The sequence below is a fragment of the Mycobacterium neglectum genome (assembly GCF_002591975.1).
In the GTDB taxonomy this organism is placed as follows: Bacteria; Actinomycetota; Actinomycetes; order Mycobacteriales; family Mycobacteriaceae; genus Mycobacterium; species Mycobacterium neglectum.
On sequence record NZ_NVQE01000026.1, the window covers coordinates 65,376 to 83,875 of the forward strand.

Annotated in this window: 19 protein-coding genes; 7 read left to right on the plus strand and 12 right to left on the minus strand. The window is 64.7% G+C overall.

Annotation, left to right across the window (positions count from 1 at the left end; translation table 11 throughout):
• Nucleotides 1-5 precede the first annotated feature (5 nt).
• The 4 genes from CSQ99_RS19830 to CSQ99_RS19845 form a co-directional block, all read right to left on the minus strand.
• Nucleotides 6-326 carry an STAS domain-containing protein gene (locus tag CSQ99_RS19830; protein WP_099040720.1) on the minus strand — a complete coding sequence of 107 codons (321 nt, stop codon included), beginning with the start codon at nt 324-326 and terminating at the stop codon, nt 6-8.
• Nucleotides 326-4,510 (minus strand): SpoIIE family protein phosphatase, encoded by a 4,185-nt coding sequence (locus CSQ99_RS19835; protein ID WP_099040721.1) that lies wholly within the window; start codon nt 4,508-4,510, stop codon nt 326-328. The genes CSQ99_RS19830 and CSQ99_RS19835 overlap by 1 nt, the downstream gene beginning before the upstream one ends.
• Nucleotides 4,491-4,835: an STAS domain-containing protein gene (locus CSQ99_RS19840; RefSeq protein ID WP_342746716.1), complete on the minus strand. Its 345-nt coding sequence runs from the start codon at nt 4,833-4,835 to the stop codon at nt 4,491-4,493. Before CSQ99_RS19840 ends, CSQ99_RS19835 begins: the two co-directional genes overlap by 20 nt.
• A 101-nt stretch (nt 4,836-4,936) precedes the next feature.
• On the minus strand, nt 4,937-5,605 hold the full coding sequence (locus CSQ99_RS19845; RefSeq protein WP_099040723.1) for a PAS and ANTAR domain-containing protein: 669 nt from the start codon (nt 5,603-5,605) through the stop codon (nt 4,937-4,939).
• Nucleotides 5,606-5,777: 172 nt separating this feature from the next.
• Here CSQ99_RS19845 and CSQ99_RS31695 point away from each other — a divergent pair, with 172 nt between their 5' ends.
• Nucleotides 5,778-7,280 (plus strand): dihydrolipoyl dehydrogenase family protein, encoded by a 1,503-nt coding sequence (locus tag CSQ99_RS31695; RefSeq protein ID WP_099040724.1) that lies wholly within the window; start codon nt 5,778-5,780, stop codon nt 7,278-7,280.
• 27 nt (nt 7,281-7,307) lie between these two features.
• Here CSQ99_RS31695 and CSQ99_RS19855 read toward each other — a convergent pair whose 3' ends face one another.
• The 5 genes from CSQ99_RS19855 to CSQ99_RS19875 all read right to left on the minus strand — a co-directional run bounded on the left by CSQ99_RS19855 (nt 7,308) and on the right by CSQ99_RS19875 (nt 12,129).
• Complete coding sequence (locus tag CSQ99_RS19855; RefSeq protein WP_099040725.1) at nt 7,308-8,081, minus strand: SDR family NAD(P)-dependent oxidoreductase; 774 nt, start codon at nt 8,079-8,081, stop codon at nt 7,308-7,310.
• Nucleotides 8,082-8,203: 122 nt separating this feature from the next.
• Nucleotides 8,204-9,091: an NAD(P)-dependent oxidoreductase gene (locus CSQ99_RS19860; RefSeq protein WP_099040726.1), complete on the minus strand. Its 888-nt coding sequence runs from the start codon at nt 9,089-9,091 to the stop codon at nt 8,204-8,206.
• On the minus strand, nt 9,088-10,569 hold the full coding sequence (locus CSQ99_RS19865) for a four-carbon acid sugar kinase family protein (RefSeq protein WP_099040727.1): 1,482 nt from the start codon (nt 10,567-10,569) through the stop codon (nt 9,088-9,090). Before CSQ99_RS19865 ends, CSQ99_RS19860 begins: the two co-directional genes overlap by 4 nt.
• A 28-nt stretch (nt 10,570-10,597) precedes the next feature.
• Nucleotides 10,598-11,368 (minus strand): SDR family NAD(P)-dependent oxidoreductase, encoded by a 771-nt coding sequence (locus tag CSQ99_RS19870; RefSeq protein WP_099040728.1) that lies wholly within the window; start codon nt 11,366-11,368, stop codon nt 10,598-10,600.
• On the minus strand, nt 11,368-12,129 hold the full coding sequence (locus tag CSQ99_RS19875; RefSeq protein WP_099040744.1) for a FadR/GntR family transcriptional regulator: 762 nt from the start codon (nt 12,127-12,129) through the stop codon (nt 11,368-11,370). Before CSQ99_RS19875 ends, CSQ99_RS19870 begins: the two co-directional genes overlap by 1 nt.
• A 193-nt stretch (nt 12,130-12,322) precedes the next feature.
• Between CSQ99_RS19875 and CSQ99_RS19880 the strand changes: the two genes are divergently transcribed.
• Both CSQ99_RS19880 and CSQ99_RS19885 read left to right on the plus strand, forming a co-directional pair.
• Nucleotides 12,323-13,087 (plus strand): inositol monophosphatase family protein, encoded by a 765-nt coding sequence (locus CSQ99_RS19880; RefSeq protein ID WP_176561107.1) that lies wholly within the window; start codon nt 12,323-12,325, stop codon nt 13,085-13,087.
• A 246-nt stretch (nt 13,088-13,333) separates the two neighbouring features.
• Entirely contained in the window at nt 13,334-13,594 is a 261-nt protein-coding gene (locus tag CSQ99_RS19885; RefSeq protein ID WP_099040730.1) for a hypothetical protein, read from the plus strand.
• An 825-nt stretch (nt 13,595-14,419) separates the two neighbouring features.
• On the opposite strand, the gene CSQ99_RS19890 is transcribed toward CSQ99_RS19885, so the two are convergent.
• On the minus strand, nt 14,420-15,130 hold the full coding sequence (locus CSQ99_RS19890; protein WP_099040731.1) for a TetR/AcrR family transcriptional regulator: 711 nt from the start codon (nt 15,128-15,130) through the stop codon (nt 14,420-14,422).
• A gap of 101 nt (nt 15,131-15,231) precedes the next feature.
• On the opposite strand from CSQ99_RS19890, the gene CSQ99_RS19895 reads away from it, so the two are divergent.
• From CSQ99_RS19895 to CSQ99_RS31700, 4 genes are all read left to right on the plus strand, one after another.
• Nucleotides 15,232-15,762 carry a hotdog domain-containing protein gene (locus CSQ99_RS19895; protein WP_099040732.1) on the plus strand — a complete coding sequence of 177 codons (531 nt, stop codon included), beginning with the start codon at nt 15,232-15,234 and terminating at the stop codon, nt 15,760-15,762.
• Nucleotides 15,759-16,412 carry a TetR family transcriptional regulator gene (locus tag CSQ99_RS19900; RefSeq protein ID WP_099040733.1) on the plus strand — a complete coding sequence of 218 codons (654 nt, stop codon included), beginning with the start codon at nt 15,759-15,761 and terminating at the stop codon, nt 16,410-16,412. The genes CSQ99_RS19895 and CSQ99_RS19900 overlap by 4 nt, the downstream gene beginning before the upstream one ends.
• Nucleotides 16,413-17,047: 635 nt before the next feature.
• Nucleotides 17,048-17,464 carry a DUF488 family protein gene (locus tag CSQ99_RS19905; RefSeq protein WP_281258494.1) on the plus strand — a complete coding sequence of 139 codons (417 nt, stop codon included), beginning with the start codon at nt 17,048-17,050 and terminating at the stop codon, nt 17,462-17,464.
• Entirely contained in the window at nt 17,419-17,523 is a 105-nt protein-coding gene (locus CSQ99_RS31700) for a hypothetical protein (protein ID WP_281258495.1), read from the plus strand. Before CSQ99_RS19905 ends, CSQ99_RS31700 begins: the two co-directional genes overlap by 46 nt.
• A gap of 264 nt (nt 17,524-17,787) precedes the next feature.
• On the opposite strand, the gene CSQ99_RS19910 is transcribed toward CSQ99_RS31700, so the two are convergent.
• Nucleotides 17,788-18,099, minus strand: a complete 312-nt coding sequence (locus CSQ99_RS19910) for an FAD-binding oxidoreductase/lyase (protein ID WP_099040734.1) — start codon at nt 18,097-18,099, stop codon at nt 17,788-17,790.
• A gap of 51 nt (nt 18,100-18,150) precedes the next feature.
• The coding region (locus CSQ99_RS31470; protein ID WP_245908998.1) for a transposase at nt 18,151-18,500 on the minus strand (350 nt) is incomplete at its 5' end.

The window sequence follows — 18,500 nt, forward strand, 5'->3', positions numbered from 1 at the left end:
CGAACTCAGTTGTCCCGTGGCTTGGCCTCGACGCTGACCACGTCCGTGAGTCCGCTGATCTTCAGAACCGGCATGAGAATCGGGTTGACGATCAAGCGGATGCGTTCTGCGTGCCCGAACAGCGCGTTGATGGCACCGCTGTCGAGGTACTCGATACCGCTCAGGTCGACCGTCAGAACTCCGCCGTCCTGCGATGCCGGGCCGAGCGCGTCTGTGACGGCGGCGGCGAAGACATCGATGTTGCTCATATCGAGTTCACCTGAGGCGCGCAGCACGACCGTTCCGTCATCGCGTCGGTCTGCGCCGACACGCAGCGGTGTGGCCATCAGCCGATCCTCGCGTGCATATGAACCGTGGTGCCGGTCTCACCCGGCTCGATTGTCACATCCTGCATCAATGCATTCATCAATATGATGCCCCGCCCGCGCGTGGAGTTGGGATCATCTTCGGCTGTCTTCCACGATCCGGTGTCGATGACGGTCAAGTGCAATCGGTCGGCTACCACCGTCGCACGCAACACCACCGACCCTTCATCGCGGTCACGGTGTCCGTGCTCAATCGAATTCGCGACGGCCTCGCCGACCGCGATCAACACGTCGACCGTCTGGTCGGGATCCAACCCGGCGCTTGTCAGCCATTTGCGCAATGTGGAACGCGTCGTTGCGAGTTCATCCGCGTCGGCGATCATCGTGACTTCCAGTGGTGCCGGCTGCCGGTACAGGAGAAGGGCGACGTCGTCCTGGTAGCCATCGCTGGGTGTCAGCCGCGACATGATCTCGTCGGCCAGGCCGTCCAGAGCGGTGTCACGATTGTCCTGAATCAGGTCGGCAGCGCGACCGATCCCCTTGTCGAGCGGCTCGCGGCGCCGTTCGATCAGACCGTCGGTGTACAGCAACAACGTCGCGCGCGGAGGCATCGCCTCGCGCGCCTCGGGCCGAATCCGGTCGTATGGCAGGCCCAGTGGCATGGCGGCAGCTGCGTCGAGCAGCCTGCTGGTGCGATCGGCGAGGACCAGAATCGGTGGCGGATGGCCCGCACTGGAGTAGACCACCTCGCCGGTCTCCGGGTTGAGGACCGCGCAGAACGCCGTGGTGCACTGGGCGCCCGGAAGTCGCGCCGCGAACCGGTCGAGCGCGGCCAGCGTGCCTGAGGGACTGGGGTTTTCGAGCAGGAGCGCGCGGCACGCGCTTCTGAGTTGGCCCATCACGGTGGCGGCGGCCAACCCGTGGCCCACACAGTCGCCGACGATCAACCCGATACGCCCGTCGTCCAGATCGACCACGTCGTACCAGTCACCGCCGACTTGCAACGGGCGGGTGGCCGGCTGATACCGCACGGCGAAACCGCTGGACACACTCGGACCCAGGATGGCGTGCTGCAAGGCCAACGCCGTTTCCCGTTGCTGATCGAGCTGCTGTACGCGTTGCAGGCCCTGCCCAAGGCGGCTGGCCAGCAGGGAAAGCAGCGTCCTGTCTTCGACGCTGAACGGCCTGCGCTCATCCAGCTCGATAAACACCACCAGCACACCATCATCCGGATGCTGAAACGCAATACCTGCGGTACCCGACTCGGCTGCCAACGGAGAAAGCAGGTCGCCAACACGCAGGGTATCGATGGCCGTGCGGGCCGATGCTCCCAGTTCCTCCCACGATGTGGGCTGACCAAGGCAGATGAAATCTGATGGAACAGAATCACCTTCAGGAAAAGTGACGACGACAACGCGACGTGCCGACCAGAGGTCTCCGAATGCCTCGGCGGCCGCGCGTACCGCATCATCGAGAGTATCGGCTTGTGCCAGTTGCTGGTTGAGCGCTGCCAGTGCGGTCTCACGCTGCACCGTGTAATGGTCAGCGGTTACGTCGCGGAAGGTGCCCACCGATACTCGCTGACCGGTGTCGGGATCCTCAACATGCGTGAAGGTGGCGGTGACCCACAGCCGATGTCCATCGCGATGCGTCACCGGAACGGTGTAGGTCCCGTGCGGCTCGCTCAAGTGGCGATCCAGCATCTCCCCCGCCTGACGGTGGGCTTCGGGATCGACATCGGCAGACGGCCACCATGGATAAACCGGCTGATATGGCAAGCCATCGGTGCCGAAACCGAGGATGTCGGTGAACGCGGCGTTGACCTCGATGACCGTGCCCTGCTCATCGCAGACGAAGAAGGCTTCCTGCAGCGAATCGATCAGGGCGGTACGCCATCTGGCGTGGTGGTCACGCAGTCGCGCAAGCGCGATATTCGCGCGCACACGAGCAAGCAGTTCTGCGGCGGCGAACGGTTTGACGAGGTAGTCGTCGGCACCTGCCTGAAGACCTCCGATCGACTCTTCCTGCCCGGCGCGCGCGGACAGCAGTAGCACTGGGACCGCCGCAGTTCTGGGGTCCGCGCGAAGCGCCGCGACCAACTCGAGCCCGTCGAGGCGTGGCATCATCACGTCACTGATGATCATGTCCGGCACCGAGGCGCGGATGGAATCCAACGCCTGTTGGCCGTCGGTCACCGCATCTACCTCGTAGCCGTCATTGCGCAGCAGACGCACCAAATAGCCACGAACGTCAGCGTTGTCGTCTGCGACGATCACGCGCACCGGCGCGCCGGGCGTGTCAGTCGCGGCGTCGGCGACCTCCAGCGTCGGTGCGAAACCCCTGCTCAGGGTGAGGGATTCGTCGTCGTCGCTCGGCATCCAGCGCAAAGCTTCCTGGACAAATGGTTCGGCAACTCCGGACGGGGCCGAGCGTGCGTCGACCGCGGCGACGAGATCCACAGGTAGGTGCGCGGCTCCGAACGGCAGCCGGATCGTGAACGTCGTGCCGCCGTTTTCGGCACTGTCGGCGGCAATGTTTCCGCCGTGCAGATCGACGAGTTCCTTCACAAGAGCCAAGCCGATTCCGCTGCCCTCATTGGACCTGGCGCGGACGTTCTCAATGCGATGGAAACGCTCGAAGAGGCGAGGAATCTCATCAGGGGACACACCGATTCCGGAGTCAGCGACCGTGATGATCGCCTCGGCATCCGCGCGGCGCACTTTGACGGCGATGGTTCCGTCGAAGGTGAACTTGAGCGCATTCGAGAGCAGGTTGAATATCACCTTCTCCCACATGTCGCGGTCGATATAGACCGCCTCGTCCAAGCTCGGACAGTCAACCGTGAACGTCAGCCCTGTCCGTTCGATCGCCGAACGGAACACGCTGGCGAGCTCAGCGGTGACGGCTGCCAGATCGACAGGCACGTAACGTGCCTGAGCACGGCCCGCCTCGATACGTGAGAAGTCCAGCAACGTGTTGACCAGCTTGTTGAGCCGTAATCCGTTGCGCCAGACGATATCTAGATCTTTTCGTGTTGGATCGTCAAGCTCGGTGCGACGGCGCATTTGGTCGACGGGGTCCAGGATCAGCGTCAGCGGAGTGCGGAACTCATGGCTGATGTTCGAGAAGAACGTCGTCTTGGCACGATCCAGCTCGGCCAGCTCCTCCGCCCGCCGTTGCTGCGCCCGGTAGCTTCGGACGCTGCCGATCCCCGCCGCGATATGTCCCGCGACAAGCATGACGAAGTCGCGGTAGACCTCGTCCAACGGTCGATAACGGTTCAATGCAGCCACCAGGAACCCACTCGGTGCTGCACCTTGACGCAGGAGGGGGACGACCAAGGCCTGCGCCGGCGGATCACGCCACTCGCCGGTCGGCAGATCGGTGAACGCACCCGCACCGAGGTCGACCAACACCGCCTCGCCGCGAGCAGCTTCATCGACCGGCCACACCGCGGCGTCGCCCGCGTCCAGGTGCACAGCACATGCAGGATGCGGCGGCGCGATACCGCTCGAACCGGCGAGCCGCGCGTTGCCGTCGTCATCGAAGAGATAGGTCACGGTGAACGGGAGGTCACGCAAGTTATGACCGAGCTGACGGTCGGCGAAGGCAAGGGTTTCGTGTTCCGTGCGTATCACGCTCGGATCCGAGCCGAGGTCACGAAGGGTCGTCATGCGCCGCTCGCTGATGACTTGCTGCGTGTCCTCGCTGACCACGCACAACATGCCGACGATCCGACCTGCGTCGTCGCGGAGCGGACTATAGGAGAACGTGTGATAGGTCTCTTCTGGAAATCCCGAACGCTCCAAGAACAGCAGCAGCGCCGAGTCCCAGGTGGCCTCGCCCGTTGCCAGCACATGATCGATGCGCGGGCCGATGTCGTCCCAAATCTCGGCCCACACCTCGCGGGCAGGTTGTCCGAGCGCCCAGGGATACTTGCGGCCCAGGGTGTCGCGCCGATAGGCGGCGTTGCAGAAGAAGGTCAGCTCCGGACCCCATGCCATCCACATCGAAAAGCGGGACGACAGCAGGATGCTCACCGCCGTCTGCAAGCTCTGTGGCCACTGCGCGGGCGGGCCGAGCGGCGTGGCATCCCAGTTCACCTTGGCGAGATCAGGTCCGACCTCGCTGTCGGCGCTGAAGACGGCATTGAGCCGGCGGGATGCGCCGTCCGCCGAGGTCAATTCAGGTCCCTTCGATCGCATCGGGCACCGTCCGGTACAGCCGGAGGACGCCGTCGAGCTTGGTGATTTCGATGGGGCGAGTGACGACGACGGTGGGTGCCACCAGCCGGACTGCCACGCCGATCGAAAGACCCTGCTCATAGCATTGCAGGACGGCGTTCAGCCCCGCGCTGCCGAAGTAGGTGACAGCGGACAACTCGAGAACGAGGAGTCGAGCCGGATGGTCCAGCGCCGTCTTGAGGGCATCGTCGAGGTGAGAAACGAGGGTCGCGACGCTCGCCGAATCGATATCACCGCGAACGGACAGGACGAGGCCTGTGCCTCGATCGTCCTGGTGCACTCCCACTAGCGACACGCTGTTACACCCGTTGCTCGTCGAATGGTCGAATTGCCGATACCCAATTTGATGTTTTTGGCACACAGGTGTCGGGTCACGGGTGATCCAGATTACGCGTCGCGCGCTTCGCCGATGCGCTCGTGCGCGGTGAGGAGCAGGTGATCGAATTGGCGGCGCAGCTCGTCTGGCTGGAATTCGACGATGTCGAGCTCAGCCACGATCTGTGCCGCCAAGGCCCGCAGTTTGGTGTTGGTGTGCTGCGAACGCCATTGGAGCAACTCGAAGGCCGCACTGGCGTCGATGCGGTAGACGAGCATCAATGCGCCCTTGGCCTGCTCGATCGTGGCGCGCGCCTCAAGCAGCTGCGGCAACGAGTCGTCAAGCGCACGACGGCGGGTCAGTTCGAACGTGTCGGTGAGGTCGATGTAATAGCCCTCGCTGCCGACGACCGCGCCGGTGTCGTCGAGCATCCTGTCGGCGAGCACGATCACGGTGTGAACTCGCCCGCCCGTGTCGAGGAAGCGATGCCGGCTGGAGAACGACTTCCCGGAATGCAAGGCATGGTCGAGGAGCTCTTGAACGTGCTCGCGGTCGTCGGGGTGTTTATGGGACAGGAGGAGCTCGGTGGTCGGAATAACCTCGCCTGGCTCATAGCCGTGCATGCGGGCGACCTCGTCGGACCACTCCCACCGCTGCCCGACGTAGAAGAATCTGAACCCGCCGACGCCGAGATCTGACGCCGCTTGGGGTGCGGGACTGCGCGTCGGAGCGGGCTTCATCCTCGGATCATCGCACTCGATTGCGAAGGTCGGTCCCCGTTTTGTTCGCCTTGGTCCGCACTTCGGCATCCGCGACGGTTTGCCGGAGTCATGCTCACGAGAATGCCGTCCCCGTCCAGCGCCCACCGTTGTTTTCGCGAAACGGCTCGACGCGGCCAAGCGGCCATTCACGATGCAGGCACGACATCGTGGTCGGGGTCGATATCGCCGGGTTCGACATCGCAGCGTTCGCGTGACAGGAGTGGTCAAGATGCGTGTTGTCGTCATTGGAGGCGGGCCCGCCGGCGTTTCCGCCGCTCTGCACGCCGCCGGGCTGGGCGCAGAGGTCACACTCATCGAGCGGGCGAGAGTCGGCGGAACCGCGCTCAACAGCGGGCCGGCGCCGGTGCGCACGCTTGCCCGCGCCGCACGACTGGTGCGGGACTGGAGTTCGTGGGAAACGTTCGGTCTGCACGGGCCGCGGCCCGAGGTCGACCTCGTCGCTACCCTCGCCAATGCCCAACGGGTCGCCGACTATCTGTACGAACGCAAGCGACTCGCCGATCACATCCGTTCCGCCGGAGTCGATCTCGTCGAAGAGGCAGGCGACGCACGGTTCGTCGACGCCGATACCGTCGCCGTGGCCGATGGCCGTACCTGGACCGCTGATCGGGTGATCATTGCCGTGGGCGGCAGGGCCGGGCGACTGCCGATCCCCGGGGCCGAGCTCGGCCTGACGTACGAGGACGTTCGCACCCTGACCTCGCTGCCCCACCGGATCTGCGTCATCGGGGCCGCCGACACCGGCTGCCAGCTGACGTCGATTCTGGCGGACTTCGGCTGCGAAGTGACGCTCGTCGAGTATGCGCCCCGGATCGTGCCGCGAGCCGACATCGACGTTTCGGTCGCCCTGGAGAACGCGTTCGGAAGACGCGGCATCAGGGTCATCACCGGCGCCGCGGTGCACCAAATCGAGGGACTCCAACGCGGAATGCGCGTGCTGTATCGGGTCGGGAACGAGGCAGGGACGGTCGACGTGGACGCGGCGTTCTTCGCCGTCGGCTGGCCCGGCAACGCCGACCAGGTCGATGCCGCGGCAGCCGGCGTGGTCACCGAGCGTGGCTACGTGGTGGTCGACGACTACACCGCCACGAACGTTCCCCACATCTTCGCCGCCGGCGACGTGGACGGAAACAGCATGGTCATCAGCAGCGCGACGCTCGAAGGCCGTGTCGCCGCCGAGAACGCAGTGCTCGGCCCGCGTCGCCGCGTGGTCCATGAGATCGTCCCTGGCGGCAGTTTCACCGACCCGGAATACGGCAGCGTCGGGCTCACCGAGGAGCAGGCCCGGGCGCGCTATGACTGCACTGTGGCCGTAGCCCGCTATGAAGACATGCTGCGGCCCGTCGCCGACGGGCATCCGGAAGGTTTCTGCAAGTTGATCGTCGAGACCACGCGACGGCAGATCGTCGGCGCTCACGTCCTCGGTGAGTATTCGGCCGAAGTCATCCAGATGGTCGCGGCATGCATGGCGGCGGGGATGCGCGTCGAGGAGGTCGCCGAACTTCAGTTCGCCTTTCCCACCTTCACCGAGGGAGTCAGCCAGGCCGCCCAGATGGTCGTGAGCCAGCTCGGCGTCCGTTCGCAGCCGCATCTCTGGACTCGTCTGGGCGCGATGCCGTCAGATCTGGAGTAGCGCGGTCATCAGCGCACCGCGCGGCCGTTATTGCGCTAGGTATCCCCCATCGACGGGCAGCACGGCGCCGGTGATGAAGGAGGCGTCGTCGGAAGCGAGAAACACGATGGCGCTTGCGACTTCGGCCGGTTCGCCGAGACGTCCCATCGGGTGCATGCGTTCGATCTCCTCGAGATACTCCGCGCCGCCCGGCTCGTCCGGGATCCGCTTGACAGCGTCGGTTCGGATCGTTCCGGGAGCAACGGCGTTGACTCTGATCCCCCTGTCGGCCCACTCGACCGCCAGGTGCTTGGTCAAGCCGGTGGCGATGAACTTGGCGGGCCCGTATGCGGCCTGCCGCTTCTGCCCGGCCATTCCGGATATCGAGGAGAGGCAGACGATGGCCCCACCACCGGTCGGCAGCATCGCCTCGATCGCGAACTTGCACGTGAGAAACATGCCACGCCCATCGACGGCCATTACTTCGTCCCAGGCGGCGGTGGTCATCTCCATCACATCGCCGAGAGGGATGATGCCGGCGTTGGCGACCAGCACATCGAGCCGTCCGAAACGGTCGGCCGCTGCCTCGATCATCCGCCGCGCGTCGTCCTCGACCGAGACGTCGCCGATAACGGTCTCGACTTCCGCCCCGGTATGTCGTAGTTCTTCGGCGAGCGCCAGCAGCGGCTCGCCCTGGATGTCGGTCACGATCAGCCGTGCGCCCTCGCGCGCGAAGTGCTCGGCGGTCGCCCGACCAATGCCGAACGCCGCACCGGTGATCACGGCGGACTTTCCGTGGAGACGTCCAGGTCCTTGGGTCACTGCTTGCCGTCCTTTGGTCGTCGCGGTGCCTTGGCGCAATCCGCAGGCGTGGTCAAGACTCTCGCAGGCGGGCGGTTCGCGCTCTACTGGCCCACCGTGCGGGCTTGACCTATCGGCTCCCGTCAGGTCGACGCGGTTGCGGTGCCACGCAGAATCTGGATGAGGGAGGAGTCGTCGGCTCGTCCGAGGCCCGCGCGGCGGCCGGCGAGGAACAGCTGCTCAGCGGCGGAGGCCAGCGGGGTGGGATATGACTTCTCGCGGGCCGCGGCGGTCACCAGGCCCATATCTTTGACGAAGATATCCGTGGCGGAACGGATGTCGTTGTTCGGATTGTCGATCATCCGGGCACCGCGATCGTCGAGCATGAACGACGCAGCAGCACCATGCCGGAGCACCTCCCACGTGTCACCGGCGTCGAGGCCGAGCGCCTCGGCGTAGGCGAGTGCCTCGGCGGCCACCGCGACATGCACTCCGCACAGCAGCTGGTTGACGAGTTTGACCTTCTGCCCTTCCCCGGGCTCCGTGCCGACGACGGGGGCGTTGCGGGCCATCACGTCCAGCAAGGGTTGGACCGCGGCGAGCGCAGTTTCGGAACCGCTGACCATGATCAGCAGATCGCCCTGCCCGGCCCGGGCGGCACCACCGGACACGGGGGCGTCGACGATCTGGACGTCGGTCACAGTCAGCCGCCGTGCCCAGTCCTCCACGGCTGCTGGTCCGACGGTGGCCATCAACAGCACGACGCTGCCCGGTTTGAGTGCCGCGGCGGCATCACCTTCGCCGTAGAGCACCGATTCGACCTGCGCGGCGGTGGCGACCATCAGCACGAGCACGTCGGCATCGGCTGCGGCCTCACGGACCGTTGTCGCGGCCTTCACACCGTCGCCCGCGAGGGCCTCGGCCTTCTTCGGGTCGATGTCGAACGCCGTGACCGCGTGTCCAGCCTTGGCGACGAACGACGCCATGGGAGAACCCATGGCTCCCAGTCCAATCCATCCGACGCTGCTCATATCTGCTGATTTCCTTCTGCTAGAGGTGTGGCGAAAAGGTCGACGACATCGGCGAGGGTGTCGTCGTCACCGACGTTGCCCGCGAACACCACGTAGGGAGTACCGACGGCTTCCGGTGCCGCTTCGATGGGGCGGAAGACCGACACCATCCCAGGGAACAGTTGGCCGATGACCTCTGCGCGACGGATTCCGAGGCCGCGGACCGCGACGTCGTGGGAAGTGATGCCACCCTTGGCTACGACCCACGCCGGGTGTGCGGCAAGCGATGCCCTGACGACCTCGATGACCGCGGTGGAGACGGTGCGCGAGATGGCCAGACTGTCGTCGGCGTCACCGCCGCGCAACAGGGTGCGACTGGTGAACAGCAGCACATTGGAGGTGGCAAGCGCCTCGATGACGTGCCGCCCGATCTCGGCGACGTGAGCGTCGCGCCGGTCGGTGTCGATCAGGGTGGGCACGTCCAGTTCGGTTTCGGCCATGCCGCTTCGTTCCTGTGCCTTGGCGACCTGCCTACTCGTCAGACCAACATGCGAACCGACAACCACCAAACCGTGGCCACCTGGATTGCCGTCAGGCCAGATCTGTTCCGCGCCAAGCGGTTCCTGAGGCTCCAGGCCCGCCAACGCCCTAACGAACGACGGTCCTGAGCGGTACCCGAAGCTGCGTCCACTTCGCTCTGCCTCCAGCAATCCGAGGACGACGATTTCCAGGTCGGCGTAGTCGGTCGCGTTGACCACGACGAACGCACCGCCACTGACCCCATCGAGTATCTGGGCGACCCTACCCGGCCCACCGATCCGGATATCGTCGAGCGTGATGCTGTGGACCTCGTCGGTGGAGATGGTGCCGCCGCTCTTCTCGGCAATGAAGTCACGCAAGTTCGAGGACTTGTAGCCGAACGTCGCGTCCTGCGCGAATTCGGTCTCCCCCACCGGCGTGAGTTTCCCGGACACGTTGGCCCAGTGGATGTCACCGGCGGTGAACCGGCCGGCCTCGAAGTAGGCCGGAATCAGCAGCACCCCATCGAATCCGGTGCCGATCACACGGCGGCGCGAGGCGTCAATGGCCCGAATCTCGGCGATGATGTGGCCGCGCAAAGTGGAATCGCCGCGGCTGATGACTTCCATCGGGCCGCCGAAACTCTGCCCAAGTGCGAACAGACTGGCGGATACGCTGGTGTTCATCTCGACAGCGGAGTCCTCGGACATGCTGCGCGTGTTGGTCAGGATGAAGCAGGCGGATCCTGGCGCTGCGAGGCCCGCGGCGTACTCATCGGTTTCGAAAACAGTGACGACGCTGACGTCGTGCACGGTCTGCGAACCGGTGGGGTCGTCATCGAGTACGGCGATGCGGCGGCCCGCGGCCACGTTGGCGGCCCGGATACGTTCCCGCGCACCGGGTTCGTGCCGGACGGATGGGGTGCCGGCGAGAACTTCCTCAGCCGACGGGCTGTGGGAGTCGGCGCTCTTTGCGATCATCCGGACTCCTCGGGTTGGGTGAAGAAGGTCACGAGATTTGCAGTCCGCCGTTGACGTCGTAAGTCGCCGCGGTGATGAACCCGGCGTCCTCACTCATCAGGAAGGCCATCAGGGCGGCAACCTCCTCGACGGTGCCGACCCTGCCCAGCGGGATGTCGGCGCTCATCTGCGCCTTGCGCTCGTCGGTCAGCGTGCCGCCCATGATGTCGGTATCGATCGGCCCGGGTGCCACGGAATTCACCGTGATGTTGTGGGGGCCCACCTCTCGGGCCAACGCTCGTGAAAATCCGATGACGGCCGCCTTGGAGGCGCTGTAGGGCACCTTCGAGTACGTCCCGCCACCACGTTGCGCGGAGATGGAGGACACGCTGACGATGCGGCCGGTTCCAGCAGCGATCATCGCGGGCAGGACACGCTGGGTGACGAGGAATGTGCCGCGCATGTTGACGTTGAACACCCGGTCCCACTCTGCCGGTGTGACTTCCAGGAACTCGGTCGGAGAGCTGACTCCCGCGATGTTGGCCAGCCCGATGATCGGCGGCAGCGTCGACTCAACCTGTGCGATGGCCGTTTCCACTGATTTCTCGTCCGAGATGTCAGCGCCGATACCGAGAGTGGACACCGCGTGCCTGTCGGTCAGTTCGTCGGCCGCGAGTTTGGCAGCGCCCTCGTCGATGTCCAGGATCGCCACGGACCACCCGTCACGCGCCAGGCGGTCGGCAGTGGCCCGGCCGATACCTCGGGGTGATGCGCCGCCGGTGACGACGGCGGTGCGTTCGGTAGGGAGTGAAGCGCTCATCAGGGGGTGGCCTTCCGTTGGGGGTTGGACGTTGTCACGACAGTTCCTCGATCGCGGGTCAGCGTTGTCTCGGTGTCGAGGACATACCGGCGCAGGTCGTTTTCGGTTTGGTCCATGTGGGCCTCCATGGCGTCGCGACTCCGCGTGGGGTCACCGGAGGTGAGTGCCTCGAGGATCGCTTCGTGCATAGCGATTGCGTTCACCTGGATCTCTGGAATTGAGGAGGTTTCGGTGCGCGCCTCGACCAGCAGATTGCCGAAGGGTTCAAACATGAACGGAATGAACATGTTTCCGGTCGCGTGCATGATCACGTCGTGGAAGGCGATGTCCGCCTCGACAAAGAGATCGACCCGGTTCGTTCTTTTGGCCAGAAGCATTTCTTCGATACTGGCGGCCAGGGATTCGAGATCCTCCTTCGACCGGTTGAGGGCGGCCAGTTGTGCGGCGCCGATCTCGACCAGCCGCCTCGCTTCGATCAAGCGTCCCGACACCCGCCCCGAGGACGAGCGGCGTTCCTCGATGCGGACGACTGCGGCCAGTGACGTCCAGGCCTTCGGCGGATTGATGAAGGTGCCGCGCCCGCGTCGGATCGTGACGATGTTTTGCGACCGCAGGATGCGCACCGCTTCGCGGACGGTCAACCGGCTCATCCCGTACTTCAGGGCCAGCTCCCCCTCCGATGGGAGGACCGACTCGACTGGGAACTGTCCATCCACAATCGACTCGAGAAGCATGTCCGCGAGTTCTTCGGGAAGTGCCACGGCCCCGCCTTCGTTGTTGACATCTGACATCTGACGTCTGACGTATTCAGCGTGACCTTGCGCACACCCGATGTCAATAGGGATCCGAGAGGCGTGGATTGCGAGCTCAGACTCCAGGTAAATCGCTGGACTATTGGCGAACCAGCCCACGAGCCGGCGGTGCCGGCAAAGGATGCGGAACTACGCTGCCCGAATGAGAGCAGAGCTGGCGGCCGCGCACGCCGCGGTGGACGAAGCGGTCGCGATCCTTCGGGACGGGCGCGCCAAGCCGCACGAGCGGATCGACAAGGCGGCCAAGGATTTCCTCACCGACGTCGATCTGGCCAGCGAGTCGGCGATGCAACGCTCACTCGCGACATCGACTCCGGATATCGGCTTCTACGGCGAAGAGGGCGGCGGGGCGCCGCTCGACACGGGCAGGGTCTGGGTCGCCGATCCGCTCGACGGAACTATCAACTACGCAACCGGGTCACCGCTATGCGGAGTGATGCTCGGCCTGCTCGAGGACGGCGTGCCGACACTGGGCGTGATCGACCTGCCGTTCCTCGGCGTACGTGTCGACTCGGGTGCGGTGGCCGACGTGAGCTCGTTCGAGGATGGGATCGTCGGAATGGGCGACGCCTTCCATCGGGGCGGCGCCCGGCTGGACGCCTATCTCGACCTGACCATGAGCGTGCACCGACGAGCGATGCGCTTTCGCTGCGTCGGCGCAGCGTCGGTGCTTTGGACCTGGCTTGTCAGCGGCCAGATCCAGGGCATGGTGCTTGCCCATAACAACCCGTACGACGTCGTCGCGGGACATGCGATCGCTCGCGCGGCGGGAGCGATATGTACCGACTACGCCGGAGCCCCGCTAAGTCTCGATTCGCCTGGAGCCATGGCGGCCGTGCCGGGCATTCAGACAGAGCTGGTGAGCCTCGCCAGCGATCTCGCAGCCGCGGTAGCGCGGGACGACTGACGCGCTTGTCAGTCAAGTCGTTGCCGGGATATTGCGTCCATTAGGAAATGAGAAGCAGGCGGAAACACCTTTGCGCCCCCAAGGACGGGCAGGAATCCCAGCCTCGGTCGCCTTGCCTCGGGGCAAGCCTTACCTATCCAAGTGGACTGAAAATTGTGGCTGCCATAGGGATATCAGGCGACACTGCAGCCTTCATACGATCTCCAGCAACCGGCTCACCTTTGGGGCCAAGACAAGGAGAATCCCATGACTTCCACCATCGTGACTCGAATCGGTTTCGGCGTTGCCGCGGCTGCGTTCATGACGGGCATCGCGTTCGGGGCAAGCCCCGTTGCCAGCGCACTTCCCGAGGGCACCATCAAGTCCGAATGCAAGTCCGCGGGAGGCACGTACGATACGGGCGTCGGACGGGACGGCAACAGGTACTCGGATTGCACCTACACAGACATCGGTGGCGGGCTGCACGTTGACCACTACAAGAACGGTAAGTACTCGGGCACGTCTTAGTAGGACGAGATCGCGATCAGCCGAACTCTACCGACCGGGCTAATACTCGTCCGGTGGGAAACCGTGAAATGAGAAAGTGGGCCAGAGCTTTTTGCTCTGACCCACTTCTCAGTTGTGGAGCTGCCGGGAATCGAAACCGGTACTCAAATCGCGTTGACCTGCGGAAAACGATGAGATCCCGTCGTGAACGACGCAAGATTACGCTAAACGACCTGCGGATACGCGCGGCGTGTTGATGGCATCAACCGTTGCTCGAGTCGTACGGCGATATCTTCGCGCTCGGCCGTGAGATCGCGGAGCCGATTCGGTGACGGCGTCGACCACACCGCCCAAGTATCGGCGACTGGAAAGCACCCTGCCGTACGGCTTCATTGCCTGACCTACTCAATGCGAACGAGACGTCATTGGCGTTCGTTGAGTGAAGGTGCGTTGGTCGTCGAGGATGTGGAGGTTTTACCACGGAACACGAATTAGACAGGGCTCGAAAGCGACCGGCTCACTTCAGCCGAGGTTGTAATGGGGGACAAGGTGGTGATCCGCAGCAATAAGGCCGATCAAGCCCGGCAAGGGGATCAATTACCGAACCTCGGTGAGCATCCTGGGTCCAGGTGTCTGGAGGGTGAAGACCCACAACCAAGCCGGGCCGGAAACCGCGTGTTCCAGGGCCTCCGGGATCGGAAACAGTGTGTTTCAAGCAGCGCATGGTGCGCCATCGCCGACGGGCCGATCGTTAAGGCACCGTCGCCAAACCGATGGATCGCATCGCCTTGGATAAACTGGTGGGGGTATCGCGGTTATCTGTCGGTGCCCATCATCTGCGGCGAACTAGCTACCTGGCGGGGCCGGCGTCTTCTTCGCCCGTGTCGTCGCGGGCTTTGACTCCGTATGGGTGCCGAGATCCTTGCGCCGGTGGGCGATAAGGAAGTCCTCGACAATCTTTCTGCAGTCGTCGTGAGTCATGATGCGAAACCCGGTCATTCGGGCGAACGCGAATGGCCCGACAAGCTGACAGAGCGCCAGTTCCAGGTCGAAGTCGTCGAGTTCGGCTCGTGCCTGCCCGCCCTGTAGCAGCGCGTCGAACGGTTGTCGGTACTGGTCGATGACTCGGGTCCGCAGCGCGCCGGATACGTGCCGGTCGTCCGTGTCGCCTTTGGCGCCGGTGGGTCCCAACGCGAGCCAAGCCAGCGTCGTGACGTGCAGTGGCGCATCGTTGAACAGCGCGGCCTGGCGACGGAGTAATTCGATCAGCTGCTCGCGCAGGGGGCCCGTCGTCGGCGCCGGCGGTGTTACCTGCGGCAGAAGACGCTCGAACGTCGCGGCCAGCAGATGCGACGAGCTCGTGAAGTGGCGGTAGAGGGTGGTGCGAGCGACCTTGGAGGCCTTGGTGACTGCCTCGATAGTGACGGCTTCTACGCCCCCGGTGCTTAGAAGGGTCGCGGCAGCATCCAGCAGCCGGTTGCGTGACCGAACTCGGCGGGGGTCGATGTCACCGTCATCCGCGTCTGGGATCAGCGCTGGCTGGCTACTCTCACTCACTGATTCACCTCGAGCCGGTCGAACTTCAGACGATGTCGTCCCGGGATTCTAGCAGTTATGCTACTAACGGTAGCGTAGCGAAACTGATGGTACTGGGGAGTATGAGTTTGGCCGAGAGCGCGTCACAGCCGCATCGGCTGCCGTCTCATACTCCGACGTGCATGGGCTGCGGCCCGGAGAATCCGCACGGCCTTCAGCTGGTGGTCTACCGCGACGGCGACACGGTGTATGGCGATGTCACGTTCGATGAACGCCATATCGGCGCGCCGGGTTTGGCGCATGGCGGCGCGGTGGCGGCCGCCTGCGACGACGTGCTTGGTTTCACGCTCTGGATTGCCGGCACGCCCGTGGTCACGCGCAGCCTGACGGTGGAGTATCTGCTGCCGGTGCCGTTGCATCAGCCCCACCGCATCGCCGCGCACATCGTCTCGCGGGATGGTCGCGCTCTGAATGTCCTTGGCACCGGCATAGGTAGCGATGGGGTCACCCGCTTCACCGCCAGCGCAGTGTTCATCACCGTCAGCACCGATCATTTCGCCACCCATGGTGATCTGTCGGACTTCGGTGACCTGCTGGAACGGTTCGCCGCCACGAGCCAGGCATTTCCCGACTCGCCTGGTGCCACGACGTGACGGAAACCACGACGGGTTCTGTCACACCGCCAGTGCCCGAGGCGGATTCGATACGACGAGCGGAGGTGTCGCCGCGGGGTTCCCGCACGTCCACCCGTCGCCGCGACGCGATCCTTGATGCGACGCTGACGACGGCCGCCACGGGAGGCTATGAAGCCGTCCAGATGCGGGCCGTGGCCGAGCAGGTAGGTATTGCTGTGGGCACGCTGTACCGGTATTTCCCGTCGAAGACCCATCTGCTCGTGTCGGCGCTGACCCGTGAGTTCCAACGCCTCGACGCCTCCTGCGATTGGTCGGCCGTCGGCGCCACGCCCCAGGAGCGGCTGGGAATGCTCACCGCGCGGCTGCACTCCGACTGGCAGCGCGACCCCCAACTGACCGAGGCGATGACTCGCGCGTGCGTCTTTGCCGACACCACCGCCGCCAGCGCGGTCAACCAGGCGGCCAACGTGATCGAACGACTCCTCGCCAGAACCCTCGGTGGCGGCGATCCCACCGACCACCACCGTCAGATTGCCGGCCTGATCGCCGATGTTTGGTTAGCCAATCGCGCCGCATTCATCAGCAAGCGGGCAACGGCCGCCGAAGCCCGTGACCACATCGACCGAGCCGTGCAACTGCTGCTGTCCGGCGATGCCGCCGCGAATTAGCGTTACCTACAGCACGTTCGAGAAGGCGCACGCATGTGTCATAGGAGTTCTCATGCTCAACCCAGGTATCGAATGCTGCATGGTCAGCGCGTAGGGCTGCAGAACGGACTCGATTGAACCTCGGTGACTACACCGACTGGTCATCTCCGGCCGCGTCCGACTGACCCCGCTGCCCGCGAGCGCTTACCCGATGGTGGACGTGCTGATTGACCCCGCCACGGTCGCGCAACACGACGCGCCTCGGCGACCAATACGACCACGAGAATATCGGTGAGCCCGAGGCCGCCCAACTCTCGCTGACCCAGGACCCCGAAGCAGTAGGCGCAGCGCCGGGTAGATGACGCTTGCGCGGCGATCAACTCAACCAAAGCCGTGCTCGGCAGCACGACTTCGTTCCAGTCCCTGATTGCCTCGGCCTGGTCGACGGGCGCACAACCGCTTATGCGTCAGGGAGTATCCGCCAGGCGAGCCGGAGAACATCAGGCCGCTTTCGTCGCGGGTATCGTCTGCAATCAAGCGCGTGCTCGACCCGGACGGCGTCATTGCTCGGTGCAAGTACGGCATCGTCTGGTGCCGCCTAAAGCCGCGATGACCCGGCAGGGGGGGCAGGCAGGTGGGTGATCCCGGTGCTCAGAATGGCGACAATCGGCGTCTATGGCTTCGACGGCGAGTCTTTCCTAGAGCGACTGCGGCGCGCGAACGTCGGCCTGCTGCTCGACGTACGCCAGCGCCGCGGCGTCCGCGGATCTCAATACGCCTGGGCGAACTCACGCCGGCTGCAGACAGCCCTCGCCCATGCCCGGATCGCCTACGAGCACCACCCTGAGCTCGCTCCAACCACCGAGCTACGCCGGCTCCAGTACGCCGAGGATGACCGTCGCGGAGTCGGCAAACGCTCGCGCCGCGAGCTCGCTGCCGAGTACGTCCGCCGCTACACCACTGAGATCCTCGACCCTGCCGACCTCACGCCGATCGTGTCGGCCTGTCGAGCAATGGGACCGCAGCGCTGCTCTGTGTCGAGCGCGACCCTGAGGCCTGCCACCGCTCGTTGATCGCCCAGCGCCTAAGCGATCAGCACCACGTCACGATCGAGCACCTGCGCCCCGCATGACGCGTGAATTCCTCAAACTGTCAGGACGGCGCGCCCAGATGCTCACGTCTCACCGATGGTGCCGGCTTCGCGCGCCGTCGTAAGCTCGGCCGACCCGCCGCCAACCCGAGCAGGTTGACGGTCAGGTCGTCACCGCTGGTAAAGATTCCGGACGCTTTTCGCGACAAGATTGAGTGGGTCACTGGCCAGTCCGTACGCCGACCTTCCGCTGAGCGAGCACGTGCAAAGGTTTCCTAGTTCTCCATGTTCGGGGGTCGTGTCTGCTCACGCCGAGAGCACCGGTCGACCGAGCGTCGACTCAGGACGCAGTTCGACGGCCAGCTCCGCGCCGAGGACCGCTTGCGCGAGCGCTTGGCCGAGCCCGGGGGCCTGCTTGAAGAGATTGTGGCCGGCGATGAAGTAAATGCCGTCGGCCTCCCAGATCGCCACTCCGTCCTCACTCCAGGGCAGGTCGGTCACCCAGCAGTGGCGGTAGTCCACGGGCTCGGGATCCAGCCCGGGCAGGGCCCGGCGCACGTAGTCACCGGCCCGATCGGCCAGCGCGGCGAGCTGGGCCGGATCGACAAAGCTGGTCAAGTCCAGGGACGTGGTGTACGACGTCGTCGGGTGATTCTTCGAGGTGATGGTTCAGGCGGTCAGTGCCGCCGGCGTGGCCTCCTGTTCGCTCGGGGTGTCGTTGACGGCACGTGATTTGCTCAGCGCGTCGAGGCCCAGGTAGCGCCGAGACTCGGCCCATTCGTCGTGTTGTTCGGCCAATACGGCCCCGACGAGACGAATCAGCGCATCGCGGTCGGGGAAGATGCCCACGACATCGGTGCGCCGGCGGATCTCCTTATTGAGCCGTTCGATCGTTATCTGTAGTCCGGTGGTCGGGCAGGGCTGTGATCTGCTGATTTGCGGTGTGGACGGTGTCCGCGACGTGCTCCTTGCGCTCGGTTGTCGGCCGGTCAGCAGGGATCGATTGTTATCGAATCGCG